This is a genomic window from Streptomyces sp. NPDC048411, from assembly GCF_040704695.1.
In the GTDB taxonomy this organism is placed as follows: domain Bacteria; phylum Actinomycetota; class Actinomycetes; order Streptomycetales; family Streptomycetaceae; genus Streptomyces.
In genome coordinates this window covers 1-19,237 of the sequence record NZ_JBEZKL010000021.1, presented here as the reverse complement: position 1 = coordinate 19,237, position 19,237 = coordinate 1, and the positions used below count along the sequence as shown (strand labels likewise).

The 19,237-nt window shown below is 70.9% G+C and carries 14 protein-coding genes; 4 read left to right on the top strand and 10 right to left on the bottom strand.

Features of this window, described 5'->3' with window-relative positions; genetic code table 11:
- Positions 1-170: 170 nt before the first annotated feature.
- From AB0915_RS10750 to rsmH, 10 genes are all read right to left on the bottom strand, one after another.
- On the bottom strand, positions 171-959 hold the full coding sequence (locus AB0915_RS10750; protein WP_366690740.1) for an FtsQ-type POTRA domain-containing protein: 789 nt from the start codon (positions 957-959) through the stop codon (positions 171-173).
- 50 nt (positions 960-1,009) lie between these two features.
- Positions 1,010-2,104: an undecaprenyldiphospho-muramoylpentapeptide beta-N-acetylglucosaminyltransferase gene (murG, locus tag AB0915_RS10745; protein WP_366690739.1), complete on the bottom strand. Its 1,095-nt coding sequence runs from the start codon at positions 2,102-2,104 to the stop codon at positions 1,010-1,012.
- 6 nt (positions 2,105-2,110) lie between these two features.
- Entirely contained in the window at positions 2,111-3,532 is a 1,422-nt protein-coding gene (ftsW, locus tag AB0915_RS10740; protein ID WP_366690738.1) for a putative lipid II flippase FtsW, read from the bottom strand.
- A 113-nt stretch (positions 3,533-3,645) separates the two neighbouring features.
- Entirely contained in the window at positions 3,646-5,064 is a 1,419-nt protein-coding gene (murD, locus tag AB0915_RS10735) for a UDP-N-acetylmuramoyl-L-alanine--D-glutamate ligase (protein ID WP_366690737.1), read from the bottom strand.
- Positions 5,061-6,131, bottom strand: coding sequence for a phospho-N-acetylmuramoyl-pentapeptide-transferase (gene mraY / locus AB0915_RS10730; RefSeq protein WP_366690736.1), 1,071 nt, complete (start codon positions 6,129-6,131; stop codon positions 5,061-5,063). The genes murD and mraY overlap by 4 nt, the downstream gene beginning before the upstream one ends.
- On the bottom strand, positions 6,128-7,534 hold the full coding sequence (gene murF / locus AB0915_RS10725; protein WP_366690735.1) for a UDP-N-acetylmuramoyl-tripeptide--D-alanyl-D-alanine ligase: 1,407 nt from the start codon (positions 7,532-7,534) through the stop codon (positions 6,128-6,130). Before murF ends, mraY begins: the two co-directional genes overlap by 4 nt.
- A 4-nt stretch (positions 7,535-7,538) precedes the next feature.
- Entirely contained in the window at positions 7,539-9,119 is a 1,581-nt protein-coding gene (locus AB0915_RS10720) for a UDP-N-acetylmuramoyl-L-alanyl-D-glutamate--2,6-diaminopimelate ligase (protein ID WP_366690734.1), read from the bottom strand.
- A 165-nt stretch (positions 9,120-9,284) separates the two neighbouring features.
- Positions 9,285-11,285: a penicillin-binding transpeptidase domain-containing protein gene (locus AB0915_RS10715; RefSeq protein WP_366690733.1), complete on the bottom strand. Its 2,001-nt coding sequence runs from the start codon at positions 11,283-11,285 to the stop codon at positions 9,285-9,287.
- A 4-nt stretch (positions 11,286-11,289) separates the two neighbouring features.
- The gene (locus AB0915_RS10710; RefSeq protein ID WP_366690789.1) at positions 11,290-11,832 is read right to left on the bottom strand and encodes a cell division protein FtsL; all 543 of its coding nucleotides are present in this window, start codon (positions 11,830-11,832) and stop codon (positions 11,290-11,292) included.
- Positions 11,833-11,935: 103 nt separating this feature from the next.
- On the bottom strand, positions 11,936-12,901 hold the full coding sequence (gene rsmH / locus AB0915_RS10705) for a 16S rRNA (cytosine(1402)-N(4))-methyltransferase RsmH (protein WP_366690732.1): 966 nt from the start codon (positions 12,899-12,901) through the stop codon (positions 11,936-11,938).
- Between the two features lie 382 nt (positions 12,902-13,283).
- On the opposite strand from rsmH, the gene AB0915_RS10700 reads away from it, so the two are divergent.
- From AB0915_RS10700 to AB0915_RS10685, 4 genes are all read left to right on the top strand, one after another.
- Complete coding sequence (locus tag AB0915_RS10700; RefSeq protein ID WP_366135015.1) at positions 13,284-13,847, top strand: carbonic anhydrase; 564 nt, start codon at positions 13,284-13,286, stop codon at positions 13,845-13,847.
- Between the two features lie 240 nt (positions 13,848-14,087).
- Entirely contained in the window at positions 14,088-15,140 is a 1,053-nt protein-coding gene (locus tag AB0915_RS10695) for a MoxR family ATPase (RefSeq protein WP_366690731.1), read from the top strand.
- 23 nt (positions 15,141-15,163) lie between these two features.
- Positions 15,164-16,528 carry a DUF58 domain-containing protein gene (locus AB0915_RS10690; RefSeq protein ID WP_366690730.1) on the top strand — a complete coding sequence of 455 codons (1,365 nt, stop codon included), beginning with the start codon at positions 15,164-15,166 and terminating at the stop codon, positions 16,526-16,528.
- Between the two features lie 10 nt (positions 16,529-16,538).
- Positions 16,539-18,950 carry a DUF3488 and transglutaminase-like domain-containing protein gene (locus AB0915_RS10685; RefSeq protein WP_366690729.1) on the top strand — a complete coding sequence of 804 codons (2,412 nt, stop codon included), beginning with the start codon at positions 16,539-16,541 and terminating at the stop codon, positions 18,948-18,950.
- Positions 18,951-19,237 lie beyond the last annotated feature (287 nt).

Sequence of the window (19,237 nt, the reverse complement as noted above, 5' to 3'; positions counted from 1 at the left end):
TGAAGTTTAGGGTTACCAGTGTGTCTGCTTCTTGGACTCTTCCGAACAGGACACTAAGTCGACAAGTGGCGCACGTTCAACGAACACGCCGAACCTCCCGTTTTTCTTTTCACCCTATGTGATCACCCGTAGCGCTGACCAACCAGGGTGCTGGCCAGGCCAAATGTGCGTCAACCACCCGAGACGGCGGGAGCAGTGGGTGCACTCACGTCGAAGTGTCCCGCTTTGGGAGCCGCTTTCATGAGAGCGGTGAGAACTCTTGCCTTCACCGCCCCCTCCTCGCTGCTGCCCCAGACCACCGTACGGCCCCCGGTCAGTTGCAGGGAGATCGAGTCGTACGAGGTGACCCGTACGACTTGGGTGTCCTTGGCGACTGCACGGGGAAGTCCGCCCGCGACCCGGACCGCCTCCCGCACCAGCCGGCCACTGCCGAAGCGGCGCAGGCTGGCCGACCGATCGGGCGTCAATTCCAGCAGCGGTACGCGCCCGGGCGCTTTGTCCACCGTGGCGAAGCGGACGCCCTTTGCGTCCACTTCAATGAACTTTGCGCCCTTTTTCACCAACAGGACCGGCTGCCGTTCGGTCACTTTAAGTCCGATTTCGTGCGGCCATGACCGTACGACATCCACCGAGTCGATACGAGGCAACTTCTGGCGCAACCGGGCGGCCATGGCGTCCGTGTCCACCGAGATCAGCGGGGCACCCATCGGCACCGCCGCGGCGGACTCCACTTCCGCGGGAGTCAGCACGTCGACACCGGTGGTCCTGACCTGTTCCACCCGGAACCAGGACGATCCGTAGAGCGCCCAGACGACGCCCGAGGCGAGCAGCAGGACAGCGACGGCGATCACGATTTGCAGTCTGCGGCTGGGCCGCCTGCGCCCGGTGGGGCGCGGTGGGCGGGCCGGGTTGTCCGCCTGCTGCCCTGCACCGCGCTGGGCGGTCGTCGGTCCGGCCACGCTCGCTCCTTATGCCGGGTCCAGGGGCACCACCCCCGGACCCGTCCGCCTCACGCGTTGCGGCGTGCGGCAATCGCCTCGTACACCATGCCGACGAGCAGATCGTCGGCGTCCCGGCGGCCGAACTCGGCGGCGGCGCGGGACATCTCGTACAACCGGTGCGGATCCGCAAGCACCGGCAGAACGTTGCCCTGCACCCACTCGGGGGTGAGCGCCGCGTCGTCCACCAGCAGACCGCCGCCGGCGTTGACCACCGGCTGGGCGTTGAGCCGCTGTTCGCCGTTGCCGATGGGCAGCGGGACGTAGGCGGCGGGGAGCCCGACGGCGGAGAGTTCGGCAACGGTCATCGCGCCCGCGCGGCAGAGCATCATGTCGGCAGCGGCGTACGCAAGATCCATCCGGTCCACGTACGGTACCGGGATGTAGGGCGGCATCCCTGGCATGTTGTCGATGCGCGGCAATTCGTTCTTCGGGCCGACCACATGCAGGATCTGGATCCCGGAACGCTGCAGCAGCGGGGCGACCCGCTGCACCACCTCGTTGAGATGGCGAGCGCCCTGCGAGCCGCCGGAGACCAGCAGCGTGGGCAGGTTGGGGTCGAGACCGAAGGCGGCGCGCGCCTCCGGGCGGACCCGGGCCCGGTCCAGGGTGGCGATGGTGCGGCGCAGTGGGATGCCGATGTAGCGGGCGCCGCGCAGCTTGCTGTCAGGGGTGGAGACGGCGACCCCGTGCGCGTACCGCGAACCGATCTTGTTGGCCAGTCCCGGCCGCGCGTTGGCTTCGTGGACCACGATCGGCACCCCGGCCCGCTTGGCGGCGAGGTAGCCGGGCAGGGCGACATAGCCGCCGAAGCCGACCACGCAGTCCGCCTTGGTGCGTTCCAGGACCTGCTCGGCGGCCTTGATGGTGCCGCGCAGCCGTCCCGGGACGGTGATCAGTTCGGGGGTGGGTTTGCGGGGCAGCGGCACGGCCGGGATCAGCGCCAGTTCGTACCCCCGCTCGGGTACGAGCCTGGTCTCGAGTCCGCGCTCCGTGCCGAGGGCAGTGATTCCCACGCTCGGGTCCTGCCTGCGCAGGGCATCCGCGAGGGCAAGCGCGGGCTCGATGTGGCCGGCGGTCCCCCCACCGGCGAGTACGACATGCACCGAAATTCACCGCTCTCCGGACGGACGCTTCTTGCCGCGCCGTCTCATCGTCTTCCATCTCACCCCGGGCCTCCGCATGGCCAGGGCCGCCTTCGCGGCGGGCTCCTCACGCGCGAACGCGATCAGGAGCCCCACCGCGAACATGGTCGGCAGCAGGGCCGATCCCCCGTAGGAGAACAGCGGGAGCGGGACCCCGGCGATCGGCAGCAGGCCGAGCACCGCACCGATGTTGATCACGGCCTGAACCGTGATCCAGGTGGTCACACCTCCCGCGGCGTACCTCACGAAGGGCTCCTCCGTGCGTCCGGCCACGCGGATACCCGCATAGCCTAGAGCCGCGAAGAGGGCGAGCACCGACAGCGTCCCCGCCAACCCCAGTTCCTCCCCGGTGATGGCGAAGATGAAGTCGGTGTGCGGTTCAGGCAGTTGGCCCCATTTTTCCACACTTGCACCCAGTCCGGATCCGAACCATCCACCGGATGCCAGAGCATAGATGCCGTGCACGGCCTGCCAGCACGAGCCGTCGGGTCCGGGTTCGCTCACGCCCATGCAACTGAGCCGGGACATCCGGTTCGGACTGGTCTTGATCAGCAGGAAGGCCAGCGCGCCCGCGACGGCGAGCACCCCGCCGAACAGCCGGGTGGGCGCACCGGCCAGCCACAGCAGGCCGAACAGGATTGCGGTGAGAATGATCGCAGTTCCCATGTCACCGCCGAGCATGATCAGCCCGAGGAGCATGAACGCGACCGGGACGAGCGGCACCAGCATGTGTTTCCACTGCGTCAGCAGCCGCTTGTCCTGTTTGCGGGCGAGCAGGTCGGCGCCCCAGAGGATCAGGGCAAGCTTGCCGAACTCACTGGGCTGGAGCTGGAAGGGGCCGCCCAGGTAGAGCCAGTTCTGGTTGCCGTTGACCGACATCCCTATCCCCGGCACCTGGACCAGCACCATCAGGAAGACCGTACCCATGAGCAGCGGGTAGGCGAGCGCCCGGTGGAGCTTGACGGGCATCCGGGAAGCCGTGATCAGCAGTCCGGAGCCGATGAGGGCGGCGAGGAACTGCTTGCGGAAGAAGTACGTGCCGGGCTTCGACAGCTCGAGCGCCTTGATCATCGAGGCGGAGTAGACCATCACCAGCCCGAGCACGGTGATCAGAAGCCCGGCGCCGAGGATCAGGTAGTACGCGGTCAGCGGGCGGTCCCAGGCCCGGCGTGCCTGCTCGTACAGCCGCCGCACACCGCCGCCGCGGGGGACGCGGGCGCCGGAACCGCCGCGGCCCCTGGAGCGCGGTACGGCGGGCTGCCGGGTGCCCGCCGGCCTGCCGCGCTTGGCGAGCGCGCCGGGCGCCGGTGGGGCGAGCACCCGGCCGGTCCCCGCGGCCCCCCGTGGGCGGCCCCTGCCGTGCGCGGCGGAGCTCTCGTCGGCCGGCATTGTCGCTGTCCCCTCCACTGCTCGTGCCCAGGGCTGCTGCCGAGGGCCAGGGCGTGCGGCGGAGCCGCCCGAACCCGGTTGTCCGGGACAGTACGGCGCGGCGGCCGGGCCCGTCAGGCGCTCTCGTCGGCGAGTGCGCGGACCGCGTCCGCGAATGCCTCGCCCCGCTTGTTGTAATTGGCGAACATGTCCATCGAAGCGCAGGCCGGGGCCATCAGTACGGTGTCTCCCGGCCGGGCGAGCCGGGCCGCCTCGCGGACCGCCTCGGACATCGCCCCAGTGTCGGTCCGGCCGAGGTCGACGACCGGGACCTCGGGGGCGTGTCGCGCGAGGGCTTCGCGGATCAGCGCCCGGTCGCGGCCGATCAGTACGACGCCCCGCAGCCGCTTGGCGGCGCCGGTCACCAGCTCGTCGAACGTGGCGCCCTTGGCGAGGCCGCCGGCGATCCAGACGATCGGGTCATAGGCCGCGAGGGAGGCCTCCGCGGCATGGGTGTTGGTGGCCTTGGAGTCGTCGATGTACGCCACCGACGCGACGTCCGCGACGTGTTCGATGCGGTGCGCGTCGGGGCGGAAGGCCCGCAGGCCGTCCCGTACCGCCCTGGGTTCGACGCCGAAGGCGCGGGCCAGCGCCGCGGCCGCCAGGGCGTTGGCGATGTTGTGCGGGGCGGGCGGGTTGATGTCCGCGACCTCGGCGAGCTCCTGGGCCTGTTTCTGCCGGTTGGCCACGAAGGCGCGGTCGACGAGGATGCCGTCGACGACGCCCAGCTGGGACGGGCCCGGGGTGCCGAGGGTGAAGCCGATGGCGCGGCAGCCCTCCTCGACGTCCGCCCCGCGGACCAGGTCCTCGGTGGCCGGGTCGGCCGCGTTGTAGACGCAGGCGATCCGGTTGCCCTCGTAGATCCGCCCCTTGTCCGCGACGTACGCCTCCATGGAGCCGTGCCAGTCGAGGTGGTCCGGGGCCAGGTTGAGAACGGCTGCGGAGTGGGCGCGCAGCGAGGGCGCCCAGTGCAGCTGGTAGCTGGAGAGCTCGACGGCGAGTACGTCGTAGGTCTCCTCGCCGAGGACGGCGTCGAGGAGGGAGACGCCGATGTTGCCGACGGCGGCGGTGCGCAGCCCGGCCGCCTCCAGGATCGAGGCGAGCATCCGGACGGTCGTGGTCTTGCCGTTGGTGCCGGTGACCGCGAGCCAGGGCGCCGCATCGGGACCGCGCAGCCGCCAGGCGAGCTCGACGTCGCCCCAGACCGGGACACCCGCCTCGGCGGCTGCTGCGAAGAGCGGCTTGTCCGGCTTCCAGCCGGGGGTGGTGACGATGAGCTCGGTGGACTCGGGCAGGGTCGCCCCGTCGCCGAGGCGCACGGTGATCCCTTGCGCCTCCAGCTCTGCGGCCTGCGCACGGGAACGCTCGTCGTCTCCGTCGTTGACCACCGTGACAACGGCGCCGAGGCCGTGCAGGACACGGGCAGCGGGGATCCCGCTGACACCGAGTCCGGCGACGGTGACGTGCTTGCCCTGCCAGTCCTGGTTGCTCACTTGGCGGCTGCCCACCCTGCGTAGAAGAGACCGAGTCCGACGATCACGCACATACCCTGGATGATCCAGAAGCGGACCACGACAAGGACTTCGGACCAGCCCTTGAGTTCGAAGTGATGCTGGAGCGGCGCCATCCGGAAGACCCGCTTGCCGGTCATCTTGAAGGAGCCGACCTGGATGACCACGGACATGGTGATCATCACGAAGAGGCCGCCGAGGATGGCCATCAGGAACTCGGTGCGGGAGCAGATCGCGAGACCGGCGAGCGCACCGCCGAGTGCCAGCGAACCGGTGTCACCCATGAAGATCTTGGCGGGCGAGGTGTTCCACCACAGGAAGCCGAAGCAGGCGCCCATCAGCGCGGAGGCGACGACCGCGAGGTCGAGCGGGTCGCGTACCTCGAAGCAGGCGTTGGGGTTGGTCAGGGAGACCGCGTTGGCGCAGGACTCCTGGAACTGCCACAGCCCGATGAACGTGTACGCGCCGAAGACCATCACTGACGCGCCGGTGGCAAGGCCGTCCAGACCGTCCGTCAGGTTCACGCCGTTGGACATGGCGAGAATCATGAACAGCGCCCAGACGACGAACAGCACCGGGCCGATCGACCAGCCGAAGTCCGTGACGAACGACAGCTTGGTGGAGGCCGGGGTGTTGCCACGGCCGTCGGCGAACTGGAGCGACAGTACCGCGAAGGCGATACCGACTATCAGCTGGCCGGCCATCTTCGCCTTGGCCCGCAGACCGAGCGAACGCTGCTTGACGATCTTGATGTAGTCGTCGAGGAACCCGACGAGGCCCATCCCGGTCATCAGGAAGAGGACCAGCAGACCGGAGAAGCGCATCTCCTCGCCGGTGATCACCTTCGCCAGGAAGTACGCCATCAGCGTGGCCAGGATGAAGGCGATGCCGCCCATGGTGGGCGTGCCCTTCTTGCTGCCGTGGCTGCGCGGGCCGTCGTCACGGATGAACTGCCCGTATCCCTTGCGGGCCAGGAGCTTGATGAGCAGCGGGGTACCGACCAGGGTCAGGAAGAGCCCGATGGCCCCCGCGAAGAGGATCTGCCTCATCGGCCGGTGACCTCGCCCTCGGTCGAGTTCTCCAGCAGTGCCTGGGCGACCCGTTCCAGGCCGGCCGACCGGGACGCCTTCACCAGCACGACGTCTCCCGCGCGCAGTTCACTGCGCAACAGGTCGACGGCCGCCTGTGCGTCGGACACGTGCACCGACTCCTCACCCCACGAACCCTCGTTGTATGCGCCCAGTTGCAGCCAGGAGGCTTCTCTGCCCCCGACCGCGACGAGCTTGCTGACGTTGAGCCGGACGGCGAGCCGTCCGACCGCGTCGTGCTCGGCGAGCGAGGCGTCGCCGAGCTCGGCCATGGGGCCGAGCACCGCCCACGTACGCCGCCCCTTCCCCATGGCGGCCAGCGCGCGCAGCGCTGCTCGCATGGATTCGGGGTTCGCGTTGTAGGCGTCATTGACGAACGTCACGCCGTCCGGACGCTCGGTGACCTCCATACGCCAGCGGGAGAGGGTGCCCGCCTCGGAGAGCGCAAGGGCGATCTCGTCTACGGGCAGGCCCAACTCATGGGCGACGGCGGCCGCGGCGAGCGCGTTCGACACGTGATGCTCACCGTACAGGCGCATGGTCACATCGCTGCACCCGGTGGGTGTGTGGAGCGTGAAAGCGGGGCGGCCGTCGTCGGTGAGACGGACCTTCTCTCCCCGTACGTCCGCATCCGCGGCTTCACCGAAGAGCAGAACACGGGCCTTCGTGCGGGAGGACATGGCGAGGACGAGCGGGTCGTCGGCGTTGAGGACGGCGACTCCGTCCTCCGGCAGCGCCTCGACCATCTCGCCCTTGGCGATCGCGATCTGCTCGCGGCCGCCGAACTCACCGATGTGCGCGGTGCCGACGTTGAGGACGAGGCCGATCCGCGGCGGGACCAGGCCGGTGAGGTAGCGGATGTCGCCGATGTAGCGGGCACCCATTTCGAGGACCAGGTGCTCGGTCTTCTCGGTGGCGCGCAGGGCGGTGAGCGGCAGGCCGATCTCGTTGTTGAGGTTGCCCGCGGGGAAGACGGTGGGGCCCTTGCGCTCCAGGAGCTGGGCGATCAGGTCCTTGGTGGAGGTCTTGCCCGCGGAGCCGGTGAGGGCGACGACAGTGGTGCCGAGGCGTTCGACGACGGTCCGGGCGAGGGTGCCGAGCGCGGCCATGACGTCGTCGACGACGATCGCCGGAACACCGACGGGGCGGGTGGCGAGTACGGCTGCCGCGCCCGCCTCGGCGGCGCGCTGCGCGTAGTCGTGGCCGTCGACCCGCTCGCCGGCGAAGGCGACGAACAGACTGCCTTGCTGCACCTCTCGGGAGTCGATGACGACAGGCCCGCTGACGGTCACTGCCGGATCCGGTATGTCGTACGACTGCCCGCCGACGATTTCGGCGATCTCGGCGAGGGTAAGGGCGATCACTTGGTCATCCCTGACTGTTGTTCTCGTGGGTGTGGGCGAGCTCCGGGGCGTTCTCGGCGCTCTTGTGCCCCAGGGACCGTGCGATGGCCGCGCGCAGCACCGTACGGTCGTCGAAGGGGCGGACCACTCCGTGGATGTCCTGGCCCTGTTCGTGCCCCTTGCCGGCGATCAGCACGGTGTCGCCGGGCCGGGCACGGGCGACCGCGGCGGCGACGGCGGCGGCCCGGTCGGCGTCGACCAGGACGTCACCGCGCTCGTGTGCGGGCACCTCGGCGGCGCCCGAGAGCATCGCGGCGAGGATGGCCAGGGGGTCCTCGGAGCGGGGGTTGTCGGAGGTCAGGACGGCGGTGTCGGCGAGGCGGGCCGCGGCCGCGCCCATCGGGCCACGTTTCGTCGTGTCGCGGTCGCCACCGCAGCCGAGCACGATGTGCAGCTTGCCCTTGGTCACCTTGCGCAGCGAGCGCAGGACCGACTCGACGGCGTCGGTCTTGTGCGCGTAGTCGACGACCGCGAGGTACGGCTGGCCGGCGTCCACACGCTCCAGCCGGCCCGGGACGCCGGGGACAGCGGCGACGCCGTCGGCCGCGGTCTGGGGGTCGACGCCCGCGACGGCGAGGGTGACGATCGCGGCGAGGGTGTTGGCAACGTTGAACGGGCCGGGCAACGGGGCCCTGGCCGTGATCCGTTCGTCCTTGGGGCCGACGGCCGTGAAGGCGGAGCCCAGCGGTCCGACCGCAACGTCCTCGGCGCGCCAATCGGCGTCCGGGTGGCCCTCGGCGGAGAAGGTGACGACCGGGACGGTTGCCTCCGTGACCAGCCTGCGGCCGTACTCGTCGTCGAAGTTGACGACGCCCTGCCGGCTCCGCTGCGGGGTGAACAGCTTCGCCTTGGCCTGGAAGTAGTCCTCCATGCCGGAGTGGAACTCCATGTGCTCCGGGCTGAGGTTGTTGAAGACGGCGACGTCGAAGACGCAGCCGTCGACGCGGCCGAGTACCAGGGCGTGGCTGGAGACCTCCATGGTGACCGCGTCGACGCCGCGCTCGCGCATGACGGCGAAAAGGGCCTGGAGATCGGTGGCTTCGGGGGTGGTCCGCTCGGACTTGATGCGCTCGTCACCGATCCGCGTCTCGACGGTGCCGATCAGGCCGGTGCTGCGTCCGGCGCCACGGAAGCCGCCCTCGACGAGGTACGCGGTGGTGGTCTTCCCGGACGTACCGGTGATCCCGATCTGGAGGAGGTCGGCGCCGGGCCGCCCGTAGATCTCGGCGGCGAGTTCGCCCATCCGGCCGCGCGGGTTCTTGGTCACCAGCACCGGCAGCCCGGTCGCGGCGGCGCGCTCGGCGCCCGCCGGGTCGGTGAGAACCGCTGCCGCGCCGAGGCCGGCCGCCTGGGCGACGAAGTCGGCGCCGTGCAGCCGGGCGCCGGGCAGCGCCGCGTACACATCGCCGGGCCGTACCGCCCGCGAGTCGTGGGTGATGCCGGTGACCTCACCGGATCCCGGCGGCTCGACTCCCAGCCGGGCTGCCAGTTCACCGAGGGGGGTCGGCCGCAGCCGATCCGGGCGGGGCGCTCCCGGGTAGGTCACAGGGGCGTCCTTCGGAGGGGTTTGGGACTGTTCAGCGTGGGGCACGGCGGTGAGCGTACCGGGCGCACCCGGCGTCTCGCTAAGTGAGGGGGCAAGGCCCAGGTGGTTCCCGTTCCGGTTCCCGGGTTCGGGAGTGATGGTTGTCACTGGCTGGTTTCCCCGAGTTCACTCGCCGGGATTGAAGGACACAGGCAGCCGGGCCGACTCGCTGCCGGACGGTGGGGTCTGGAGCGTCTTCAGTGCGAACTCCATGACCTGCTTGTAGATGGGACCGCAGATCTGACCGCCGAAGTAGCTTCCCTTGGTGGGGTTCTGGATCGCGCAGTAGACGGTGATCTGCGGGTCGTCGGCGGGCGCGAAGCCCGCGAAGGACGCGGTGTAGCCGTGGTAGCCGCCGCGGACCGGGTCGACCCGGTTGGCCGTACCGGTCTTGCCCGCGACCCGGTATCCAGGGATGCGGGCCTTGGTGCCGGTGCCCTCCTCGTCACCGACCACCGACTCCAGCATGCCCGCAAGTGTTTTCGCGGTCTTCTTGCTGATCACCCGGGTCTGTTCGGGGGCGGCAGCGGGGGTGAAGCGGCCGTCCGCGCCCTTGGTTCCGCGGATCAGGGTGGGCTGGATCCGGACGCCGCCGTTGGCGATCGTCGAGTAGACCGAGGCGGCCTGCATGGCGTTGAGCGAGAGTCCCTGGCCGAACGGGATCGTGTACTGCTGCGAGGTCGACCAGTCCTGCGGCTTGGCGAGGATGCCGGGGGTCTCGCCCGGGTAGTTCAGCCCGGTCGGGCGGCCGATGCCGAATCTGCGCAGATACGAGTAGAGGACCTTGTTGGCCTGCGGCTGGGTCCTGCCGAGCTGCCCGGTGGCCAGGATGGTGCCGATGTTGCTGGACTTGGCGAGTACTCCGTTGAGCGTCAGGTACCAGGTGGCGTGGTCGATGTCGTCCTTGAAGAGCCGGTCGCCGCGGTGCAGCCGGTTGGGGACGGTGACATGGGTGCCGGGGGTGGCCACCCCCTCCTCCAGCACGGCAGCCATGGACATGACCTTACTGGTGGAGCCCGGTTCGTACACGTCCTGCAGCGCCGCGTTGCCCAGCGACGCCGCGTCGGCCTGCGAGAGGTCGTTGGGGTCGAATCCCGGGGCGTTGGCCATGGCGAGGACCTCGCCGGTCTTCGCGTTCTGCACGATCACATAGCCGCGGTCCGCCCTGGACTTCTTCACCTGGTCCGTGATGGCCTTCTGCGCGGCCCACTGGATGTCCCGGTCGATGGTCAGCTCGATGTCGGAACCCGCGACCGCAGGGACCTCGCTGGTGCCCGCGGTGGGCACCCGGCGGCCGCCGGACTGGGCGTACTTGATCTTGCCGTCCTCGCCCGCGAGCTCCTTGTCCAGCTGTGACTCGAGGCCGCCCGCGCCCTTGCCCTCGGCGTTGACGTAACCCAGTATCCCGGCGGCCAGCGCGCCATTGGGGTAGACCCGCTTGGTGGTCGCCTCCTGGAAGACACCGGCCAGCACATTGGCCCCGGTGCCGCCGTTCGCCCTGTCCTTCTGCGCCTTCTCGGCGAAAACGGACTTGAGGTCCTTGATCTGCTTCCAGACCTGAGGGGTCTGGCGGCGTGCCAGCACCACGTACCGGCTCTTCGGCTTCGACAGCTTCTTCGCCAGCTCCGCTGCCTCGACGCCGAGGACGGGTGCGAGGAGGGCCGCGGCCTGCTCCGGTGCGTTCGGGGCCTTGCTGTCCTCGGGTGTGAACATCTTGGGGTCGGCGGTGATGTTGTACGCGTCGACGCTGGTGGCCAGGGCGATCCCGCTGCGGTCGGTGATCTCACCGCGCTCGGCGGCGACCGTGTACTCGAGGTAGCGGTTCTTGTCGGCCTTGGCCGCGTACGCACTGGCATCGACGGCCTGCACCTGCAGGAGCCGCACGACGAACACCAGCATGACGAGCGTCAGCGCCAGGCTGACCAGGCGGAGCCGGGGGCGCGGGCTGCCCAGCCGCAGCGGGCGCGCCGATCCCTTGCGCGGAGTGCGGCGCCCCTTTGCGCGGGGCGCGGCCGCTGCGCACGAGGGGCGGCCGGCGGCGGGCCGGGGGCGACCGGAGCCGGCTGCTGCGCTGCGGGGACGCGCGGGGCCGGGGACCCGGCGGCGCGGTGGTTCCTTGGAGGGCACTGCGTCACCTGCCGGGGCTCGTCGAGGGCTGGTTTACCGGGGTGCGCGGCTGCGCGGGCGGGGCTGAGGAGGTGCTGGGCTTCGTCGCGGGCGGGGCTGCCGAGGTGCTGGACTTCGTCACGGGCGGGGCCGACGGCGAACCGGTGGCCGACGCTGTGGACGTGGACGAGGCGGCGGCGGACGGCGGGGGTGCCGCCTGCTGGGTCTGCCGGGGGGCTGCGGGGGCCGGCGGGGCGGCGGCCTCGGAGGGGACACCGCGGACCGTGCCGTCGGGTTCGAGGAAGGCGGGGCCGCCGCCGGGCACCATGCCCAGTTCGCGGGCGCGGCGCTCCAGTGCGTCGGGCTTCGAGTACCCGTCGACGTCGTGCTGGAGCGCCTGCTGCTCGTCGGTGAGCTCGGTGGTCCGCTTCTTCAGTTCACTCAGCCTGAACGAACCTTCGTTGAGCGCGGAGTTCAGCAGCAGCAGGGTGATCAGTCCGCCGCCGAGGAGCAGCACGACCAGCAGGGCGAAGGGCGTACGCGCCGCGTTGCTGGGCCCGGAGGGCATCAGCCGGGCGAGGCGCGCGGCCCGCCCCTTCAGCTGTCCGGCCGATCCGCTCACCGCGCCACCTCGGGCTCTCCCGGTGCCGTGCCGGCCGGACCGGCCGCGCTCACCGCTCCTCCTCGCGGATCCGCTGGGCGCCGCGCAACCGGGCGGGGGCGGCTCGCCGGTTCTCGGCGACCTCCTCCTCCGTGGGCAGTTCCGCGCCGCGGGTCAGCAGCTTGAGCCGAGGCTGGTAACGCTCGGGGACGACGGGCAGACCGGGCGGCGCCGTGTTCGCAGCGCCCGCCGCGAACACCTGCTTGACCAGGCGGTCCTCCAGTGAATGGTACGAGAGAACGGCGATCCGGCCGCCGACGGCGAGGGACTGCACCGCGGCCGGGATCGCCCGCTCCAGGACGGCGAGCTCGCCGTTGACCTCGATGCGCAGCGCCTGGAAGGTGCGCTTGGCCGGGTTGCCGCCGGTGCGCTTGGCGGCCTGCGGCAGCGAGTCCCGGATCAGCTCGACGAGCCGGGCGCTGTTGCTGAACGGCTCCTTCTCGCGCTCGCGCACGATCGCGGAGACGATCCGCTTGGCCTGCTTCTCCTCGCCGTACGCGCGCAGGATCCGGACGAGTTCGCCGGGCGGATAGGTGTTGAGCACCTCGGCCGCGCTGATGCCGGTCGTCTGGTCCATCCGCATGTCGAGCGGGGCGTCCTGGGCGTACGCGAATCCGCGGTCGGCCTCGTCCAGCTGCATGGAGGAGACACCGAGGTCGAACAAAATGCCCTGGACCTTGGGGATGCCGAGCCGGGCGAGCACCTCCGGCAGTTCGTCGTAGACGGCGTGCACCAGTGTGGCCCGGTCGCCGTACGGGGCGAGCCGCTCGCCGGAGAGCCGCAGCGCTTCCTTGTCCCGGTCCAGCGCGATCAGCCGGGCGGACGGGAAGGCGGCAAGCAGCGCCTCGCTGTGGCCACCGAGGCCGAGGGTGCAGTCGACGACCACGGGCTGCTCTGGGCCCGGCGCTTCCAGAGCCGGGGCCAACAGGTCCAGGCATCGCTGGAGCATCACCGGGACGTGTCGGGTCTGGCTCATGCGCCCTCTCAGGCTCAGGTCCCGTGTGGCGGCACGTACGGCCTGGTCCCCGCCCGCTCGGAAGGGGGAGGTCCACCGGCGCCGGGGAAGTGGCGTCAGCCGACCGGCGAGCGGGAGAGGGCCGGGCCGTACGTACGCCGCGCACACAGCGGAAATCTTCGGAATGTGCAGGGTGTCGGTATCTTCCGGTCACTTTAGTCCACCCTGCCATTCGATCGATTCCCGATCAATCAACGGGGCAGCGCGTCGCCCCGCCCTCCCTATCACCCGGTCGAGCTATTCGTTGTGAGGCTTGTGGGTTGCCTCACAACAAGCCTCGTTGACGTTCTTTGTCCGCTCTCACAGCACGCCGGAGCGATCGGTCCGAGCTAACGTCATATCCATGTCGACTTCCGCGCACCCCCACGCCGAGCTCTCCGCATCCGCTGCCGGTCAGGCCCGTACCGGCGGGACCGTCACCGACCGCCTGGTCGAGGCGAACATCCGTTACGCGGCCGAGTTCGACGACCCCGGCATGGACGCGCGGCCGGTGCTGAAGGTCGCCGTGGTCGCCTGCATGGACGCCCGGCTCGACCTGCACGACGCGCTCGGCCTCGCGCTCGGCGACTGCCACACCATCCGCAACGCGGGCGGCGTGGTCACCGACGACGTGATCCGCTCGCTCACCATCAGCCAGCGAGCCCTCGGCACCCGCAGCGTCATACTCATTCACCACACCAACTGCGGCCTCGAATCGATCACCGAGGAGTTCCGGCAGGAGCTGGAGGCGGAGGTCGGCCAGCGCCCGGTCTGGGCCGTGGAGGCGTACAAGGACGCGGATCAAGACGTGCGGCAGTCCATGCAGCGCGTCCGCACCTCGCCGTTCCTGCTGCACACCGACGACGTCCGCGGCTTCGTCTTCGACGTGACCAGCGGCTTGCTCCGCGAGATCCTTCCCGTCGCCTGACCCTGATTGCACGTCCGGCGGGCACCGAAAAGGGCCTGGAGCCTGACATTTCGCATCCACTTGTCCACGGGCGAGTGACACGAAGCGGCAACGGCAACAAGAATGCGGGGGTGACACCCACCGGACCTGTCCGGAGGGTGTCCGCACATCGGGGTGGGCCGGGCCAACTACAGCGCATCGGCCCGTGAATGGGGTATCCCCTGCTCCTTGAGAGCGCGGGGCAGGGCCGAGGAGGGCCGGGTGACGACCTATGACGATCGAGCGAGCCTCACAGATCTGACCGCCACAGCGGAGCGGGTGCGCAGGTCGGTGGAGAGTGTGATCGAAGGCAAGCCTGAGGTCGTACGGCTTTCGCTGACCGTGCTGCTCGCGGAGGGGCATCTCCTCATCGAGGACGTCCCCGGGGTCGGCAAGACGATGCTGGCCAAGGCGCTCGCGCGGTCGATCGACTGCTCGGTGCGGCGCATCCAGTTCACGCCGGACCTGCTGCCTTCGGACATCACCGGCGTGTCGATCTTCGACCAGCAGCGGCGCGACTTCGAATTCAAGCCGGGCGCGATCTTCGCCCAGATCGTGATCGGCGACGAGATCAACCGCGCCTCGCCGAAGACCCAGTCCGCTCTGCTGGAGTCGATGGAGGAGCGCCAGGTCACCATCGACGGGCACAGTTACGAACTGCCGGACCCGTTCATGGTGGTGGCCACCCAGAACCCGGTCGAGATGGAGGGCACCTATCCGCTGCCCGAGGCCCAGCGCGACCGGTTCATGGCCCGCGTGTCGATCGGCTACCCCAGCGCGGAGGCCGAACTGCAGATGCTCGATGTGCACGGCGGGATCTCGCCGCTCGACGATCTGCAGCCGGTGGCGCACGCCCACGACATCGTGAAACTGATCGAAGCCGTGCGGACGGTCCATGTGGCCGAGTCGGTGCGGCGGTACGCGGTGGAGCTGGTCGGCGCGACCCGCAACCACCCGGATCTCAGACTCGGCGCCTCGCCGCGCGCCACCCTGCATCTGCTGCGAGCCGCCAAGGCGTCCGCGGCGCTGACCGGGCGGGACTACTGTCTGCCGGACGATGTGCAGGCGCTGGCCGTCCCGGTGCTCGCGCACCGGTTGCTGCCCACCGCGCAGGCCCAGCTGAACCGCCGCACCGCGGAGCAGGTCGTGCTGGAGATCCTCCAGCAGACGCCGGTGCCGACCGCGGCCGGCGGTACGTCGGTCCCGGCGCCGCAGCACCAGCCGGGCCGGCCGGTGTACGGCCGGCAGCAGCCGCCCGGCGCGCGGCGGGCGTGATGACGGCCGGGGGGTCCGCCTCGATGGAGGATGGCGACGGCAAAGGCGGTCTGCGGGCCGCGCTGGGCGGGCTGACCACGCGTGGGCGGTCCTTCCTCGCTGCCGGAATCGCGGCCGCGATCTGCGCGTATGTGCTGGGCCAGGGTGATCTGCTGCGGGTCGGGCTGCTGCTCAGCGTGCTCCCGCTGGTCTGTGCGACGGTGCTCCTCCGCACCCGCTACCGGGTCGCGGGCACCCGGCGGCTCTCCCCGTCCCGAGTACCCGCGGGCACCGAGGCACGGGTGCATCTGCGGATGGAGAACGTGTCCCGGCTGCCCACCGGGCTGCTGATGCTGCAGGACCGGGTGCCCTATGTGCTCGGGCCGCGCCCCCGGTTCGTCCTGGACCGGGTGGAGGCGGGCGGTCGGCGTGAGGTTTCCTACCGGGTCCGGTCGGATCTGCGCGGGCGGTATCCGCTCGGGCCGCTGCAGCTGCGGCTGAGCGATCCGTTCGGGATGTGCGAGCTGACCCGTTCGTTCAGCGCGTACGACACCCTGGTCGTCGTCCCGCGGACCCAGCCGCTGCCGCCGGTGCGGCTGTCGGGCGAGGCGTCCGGGTACGGCGAGGGGCGGCAGCGCACACTCGCCCTGGCCGGTGAGGACGACGTGATTCCGCGCGGCTACCGGCACGGCGACGACTTGCGCCGGGTCCATTGGCGCTCCACCGCGCGCTACGGCGAGCTGATGGTGCGCCGCGAGGAGCAGCCCCAGCGGGCCAGGTGCACGGTGCTGTTGGACACCCGGCGGATCGCCTATCAGGGGACCGGGCCCGACTCGCCCTTCGAGTGGGCGGTGTCGGGGGCGGCGTCCGCGCTGGTGCACATGCTGGAGCGGGGCTTCGCGGTGCGGCTGCTGACCGACGACGGCAGTTCGGTGCCGGGCGAGGGCGAGGGCGGCTTCGCCGGATCGACCCAGGAGTCCGCCGACTCCGCGGGACTGATGATGGACACCCTCGCGGTTGTCGGCCACTCCGACGGAGGCGGTCTGTCGCGCGCGTACGACGTACTGCGCGGCGGCAACGAGGGGCTGCTGGTCGCGTTCCTCGGCGATGTGGACGACGAGCAGACGGCGGTGGCTGCCCGAATGCGGCAGCGCAGCGGCGGCGCCGTCGCGTTCGTCCTGGACAGTGCCGCCTGGATGCACGGCAGCGCGTCCGACGCGGAGCTCGCGGCGTCCGAAGAGCGCCTGCGACAGCTGCGCGAGTCGGGCTGGACAGCGGTCGCGGTGGGGCCGGGGGCGGATCTCGCCCAGCTGTGGCAGCAGGCGGGACAGCAGAGCTCCGTGACGCAGTCCGCGCTGTCGGGCGGCGCACCGGGCGGCACGACAGGTTTCACCGGTGGATGGTCATGAGGGGACGGTCATGAGCGGTCGCGGTCGGCTGGCGCTGTGCGCCTTTACGGCGACGCTGTTGGCGGCGGGTTCGATGCTGCCGCTGGTCGACCCGACCGGATGGATCCTGCAGGCCGCGGTCCTGCTGGCGATCCAGAGCGGGGTGGGCGCGCTCGCCCGCCGGGTGCCGCTGCCGCGGCTGCTGATCGTCGCGGCACAGTTCCTGGTCACCCTGGTGCTGCTGACCGCGGTGTTCGCACGGGAGCAGGCCGTGGTCGGCTTCCTGCCGGGCCCCGAGGCCGTACGGCATCTGGCGGAGCTGCTGCGGGCGGGCGCGGACGATGTGGGGCAGTACGCCATCCCGGCGCCCGCGACGGCGGGCATCCGGCTGATGCTGGTCGGCGGTGTACTGCTGATCGGTCTGGCCGTGGACACCCTCGCGGTGACGTTTCGCAGCGCGGCCCCGGCCGGGCTGCCGCTCCTGGCGCTCTACTCGGTGGCCGCGGGGCTGTCCGGCGGCGGCGGCGCGGGCTGGCTCTGGTTCCTGCTCGCCGCCTGCGGCTATCTGCTGCTCCTGCTGGCCGAGGGCCGGGACCGGATCTCCCAGTGGGGACGGGTCTTCGGTGGCGCGGGACGGTCACCGAGCGGTGCGGCGGCCGGCCTCGACGTGTCGGGCGGCCGGGCGCTCGCCCCGGTCCGCACCGGGCGGCGGATCGGTGCGCTGGCGCTGGGCATCGCAGTGGCCGTACCGGCGGCCCTGCCCGCTCTCGACGGCGGGTTCCTCGCGGGGACCGGCAGCGGGAACGGCAAGGGCAGGGGCGGCGGCACGATCTCCGCGGTGAACCCGCTGGTCTCGCTGCAGAACAATCTGAACCAGCCGGAGAACCGGGAGGTGATGTCGTACCGCACCAATTCCCGGAACCCGCAGGACTTCTATCTGCGGATCCTGGCCCTGGACCAGTTCAACGGGAGCGAGTGGCGGGCCTCCCGGCGCAGCCTGAAGGACGTGCCGAAGCGGATCCCGGGGCCGGACGGCCTGAGTCCGGATGTCGCTGTCACGGAGATCCGGTCGAACATCTCCTCCTCCCGCTCCTACCAGCAGAGCTATCTGCCGCTCCCCTACCCCGCGACCGAGGTGAAGATCGGCGGGCACTGGCGGTACGAACCCGCGGGGCGCACCCTCGTCGGCGACCGCGGCCAGACGACCAGCGGCGCGCGATACGAGGTGTCGAGCCTGGTCGTGCAGCCGACCGCGGACCAGCTCGCCGCGGCCCCCGACGCGCCCTCCGAGATGCTGCGGGAGTACACCAAGGTGCCGGGCTCGCTGCCGGAGGTGGTCAAGAAGACGGCGGACCGGCTGACGAAGGGCGCCGCCAACAACTACGAGCGAGCGGTGAAGCTGCAGAACTACTTCGCTTCGGAGGGCGGCTTCAGCTACGACACCACGGTGACCTCCGGCACCGGCTCGGCCGCGATCGGCCGGTTCCTGAAGGAGAAGAGGGGCTTCTGCGTCCACTACTCGTTCACGATGGCCGCGATGGCGCGGACGCTGGGCATTCCGGCCCGCGTCGCGGTGGGCTTCACTCCCGGCACGGTGCAGTCGAACGGTGCGGTGTCGGTGGGGCTGCGCGATGCGCACGCCTGGCCCGAGCTGTATTTCGAGGGCGTCGGATGGACCCGGTTCGAACCGACCCCGACGCGTGGCAACGCGCCCGGCTATACCCGTCAGGACGCTCCTTCGGGCAGCGCGGCCGACCCGAGCCTGCCGGAGCAGGGCGCCTCGGCGGCGCCGTCCGCCGCACCGTCCGCCTCGGAGAGCTGCCCGGCGCAGCTGCGCAAGCAGGGCGATTGCGGCAACGCGGCGGCGTCGGCCGCCGCGGGTCCCACGGACTCGGGGACCCCGACGAGCACCGTTGTCTGGGTGGCTCTGGCCGCGCTGGTGGTCGTCACGCTGCCATTGCTGCCGATGGTGTGGCGGGTACGGGTGCGTAAGCGGAGGCTGGCGTCGTCCGCCGGGCGCACGCCGGCCGATGTGACGGCCAGAACGCTGGCGGCCTGGCTGGAGATCATCGATTCGGCGTGGGACCACGGCGTCGAGCCGGACGACTCACAGACCCCGCGGAAGACGGCGGCCCGGGTGGTCCGGCTGGGACAGCTCGACACGGAGGCGGCGGCCGCGGTGCACCGGGTGGCGGGGGCGGTGGAGCAGGTGCTCTACGCCCCGCAACCCCTGGCGGGCGCCGGGTTCGCCGAGGACGTGCAGACGGTGCGGAACAGCTTGCGGATCTCCGCCGACCGCTTCTCCCGGATCCGGGCGGTCGTGGCACCGCGATCGGCCATTCGGGTGATGGACGCGCTCGCGGAACGCCGATCGGCTGTCGGCGGCAGGTGGGCTGCGCGGTGGGGCGGTTGGCTGCGGTGGCCGTCCCGGCAGCAGAGCTGAGGCATGGCGCGCGGCCTCCGGCTGCGCCGTGTCCTGGAGCCCCCATGGCCTCAAGGGCATCAAGGGCCTGAGGGGGGCTCCCTTCGACGGGCTCGATTGCGCAAGCCCGTCCGGCGGCCGCGGGCCGTCCGGCGTTCGAAGACACCTCGTGAGCGGTCACGGCACTGGTGCGGACATGGGTGAGGGGGCGGCCGCCTCTGGGCTGCCGGGATCTTCCTGCTCGCCGCGGTGGTGGTCGCGGTGTTGCTGCGGCCCGATCCGTTGCTCACCGCGCGTGCGCTGGCCCC

What these genes read in the sequence shown, in the direction of transcription:
- ftsW (WP_366690738.1), bottom strand. Translation starts at nt 3,532, where the DNA reads ATGCCGGCCGACGAGAGCTCCGCCGCGCACGGCAGGGGCCGCCCACGG.
- mraY (WP_366690736.1), bottom strand. Translation starts at nt 6,131, where the DNA reads ATGAGGCAGATCCTCTTCGCGGGGGCCATCGGGCTCTTCCTGACCCTG.
- AB0915_RS10710 (WP_366690789.1), bottom strand. Translation starts at nt 11,832, where the DNA reads ATGCCCTCCGGGCCCAGCAACGCGGCGCGTACGCCCTTCGCCCTGCTG.
- rsmH (WP_366690732.1), bottom strand. Translation starts at nt 12,901, where the DNA reads ATGAGCCAGACCCGACACGTCCCGGTGATGCTCCAGCGATGCCTGGAC.
- AB0915_RS10700 (WP_366135015.1), top strand. Translation starts at nt 13,284, where the DNA reads ATGTCGACTTCCGCGCACCCCCACGCCGAGCTCTCCGCATCCGCTGCC.
- AB0915_RS10690 (WP_366690730.1), top strand. Translation starts at nt 15,164, where the DNA reads ATGGAGGATGGCGACGGCAAAGGCGGTCTGCGGGCCGCGCTGGGCGGG.
- AB0915_RS10685 (WP_366690729.1), top strand. Translation starts at nt 16,539, where the DNA reads ATGAGCGGTCGCGGTCGGCTGGCGCTGTGCGCCTTTACGGCGACGCTG.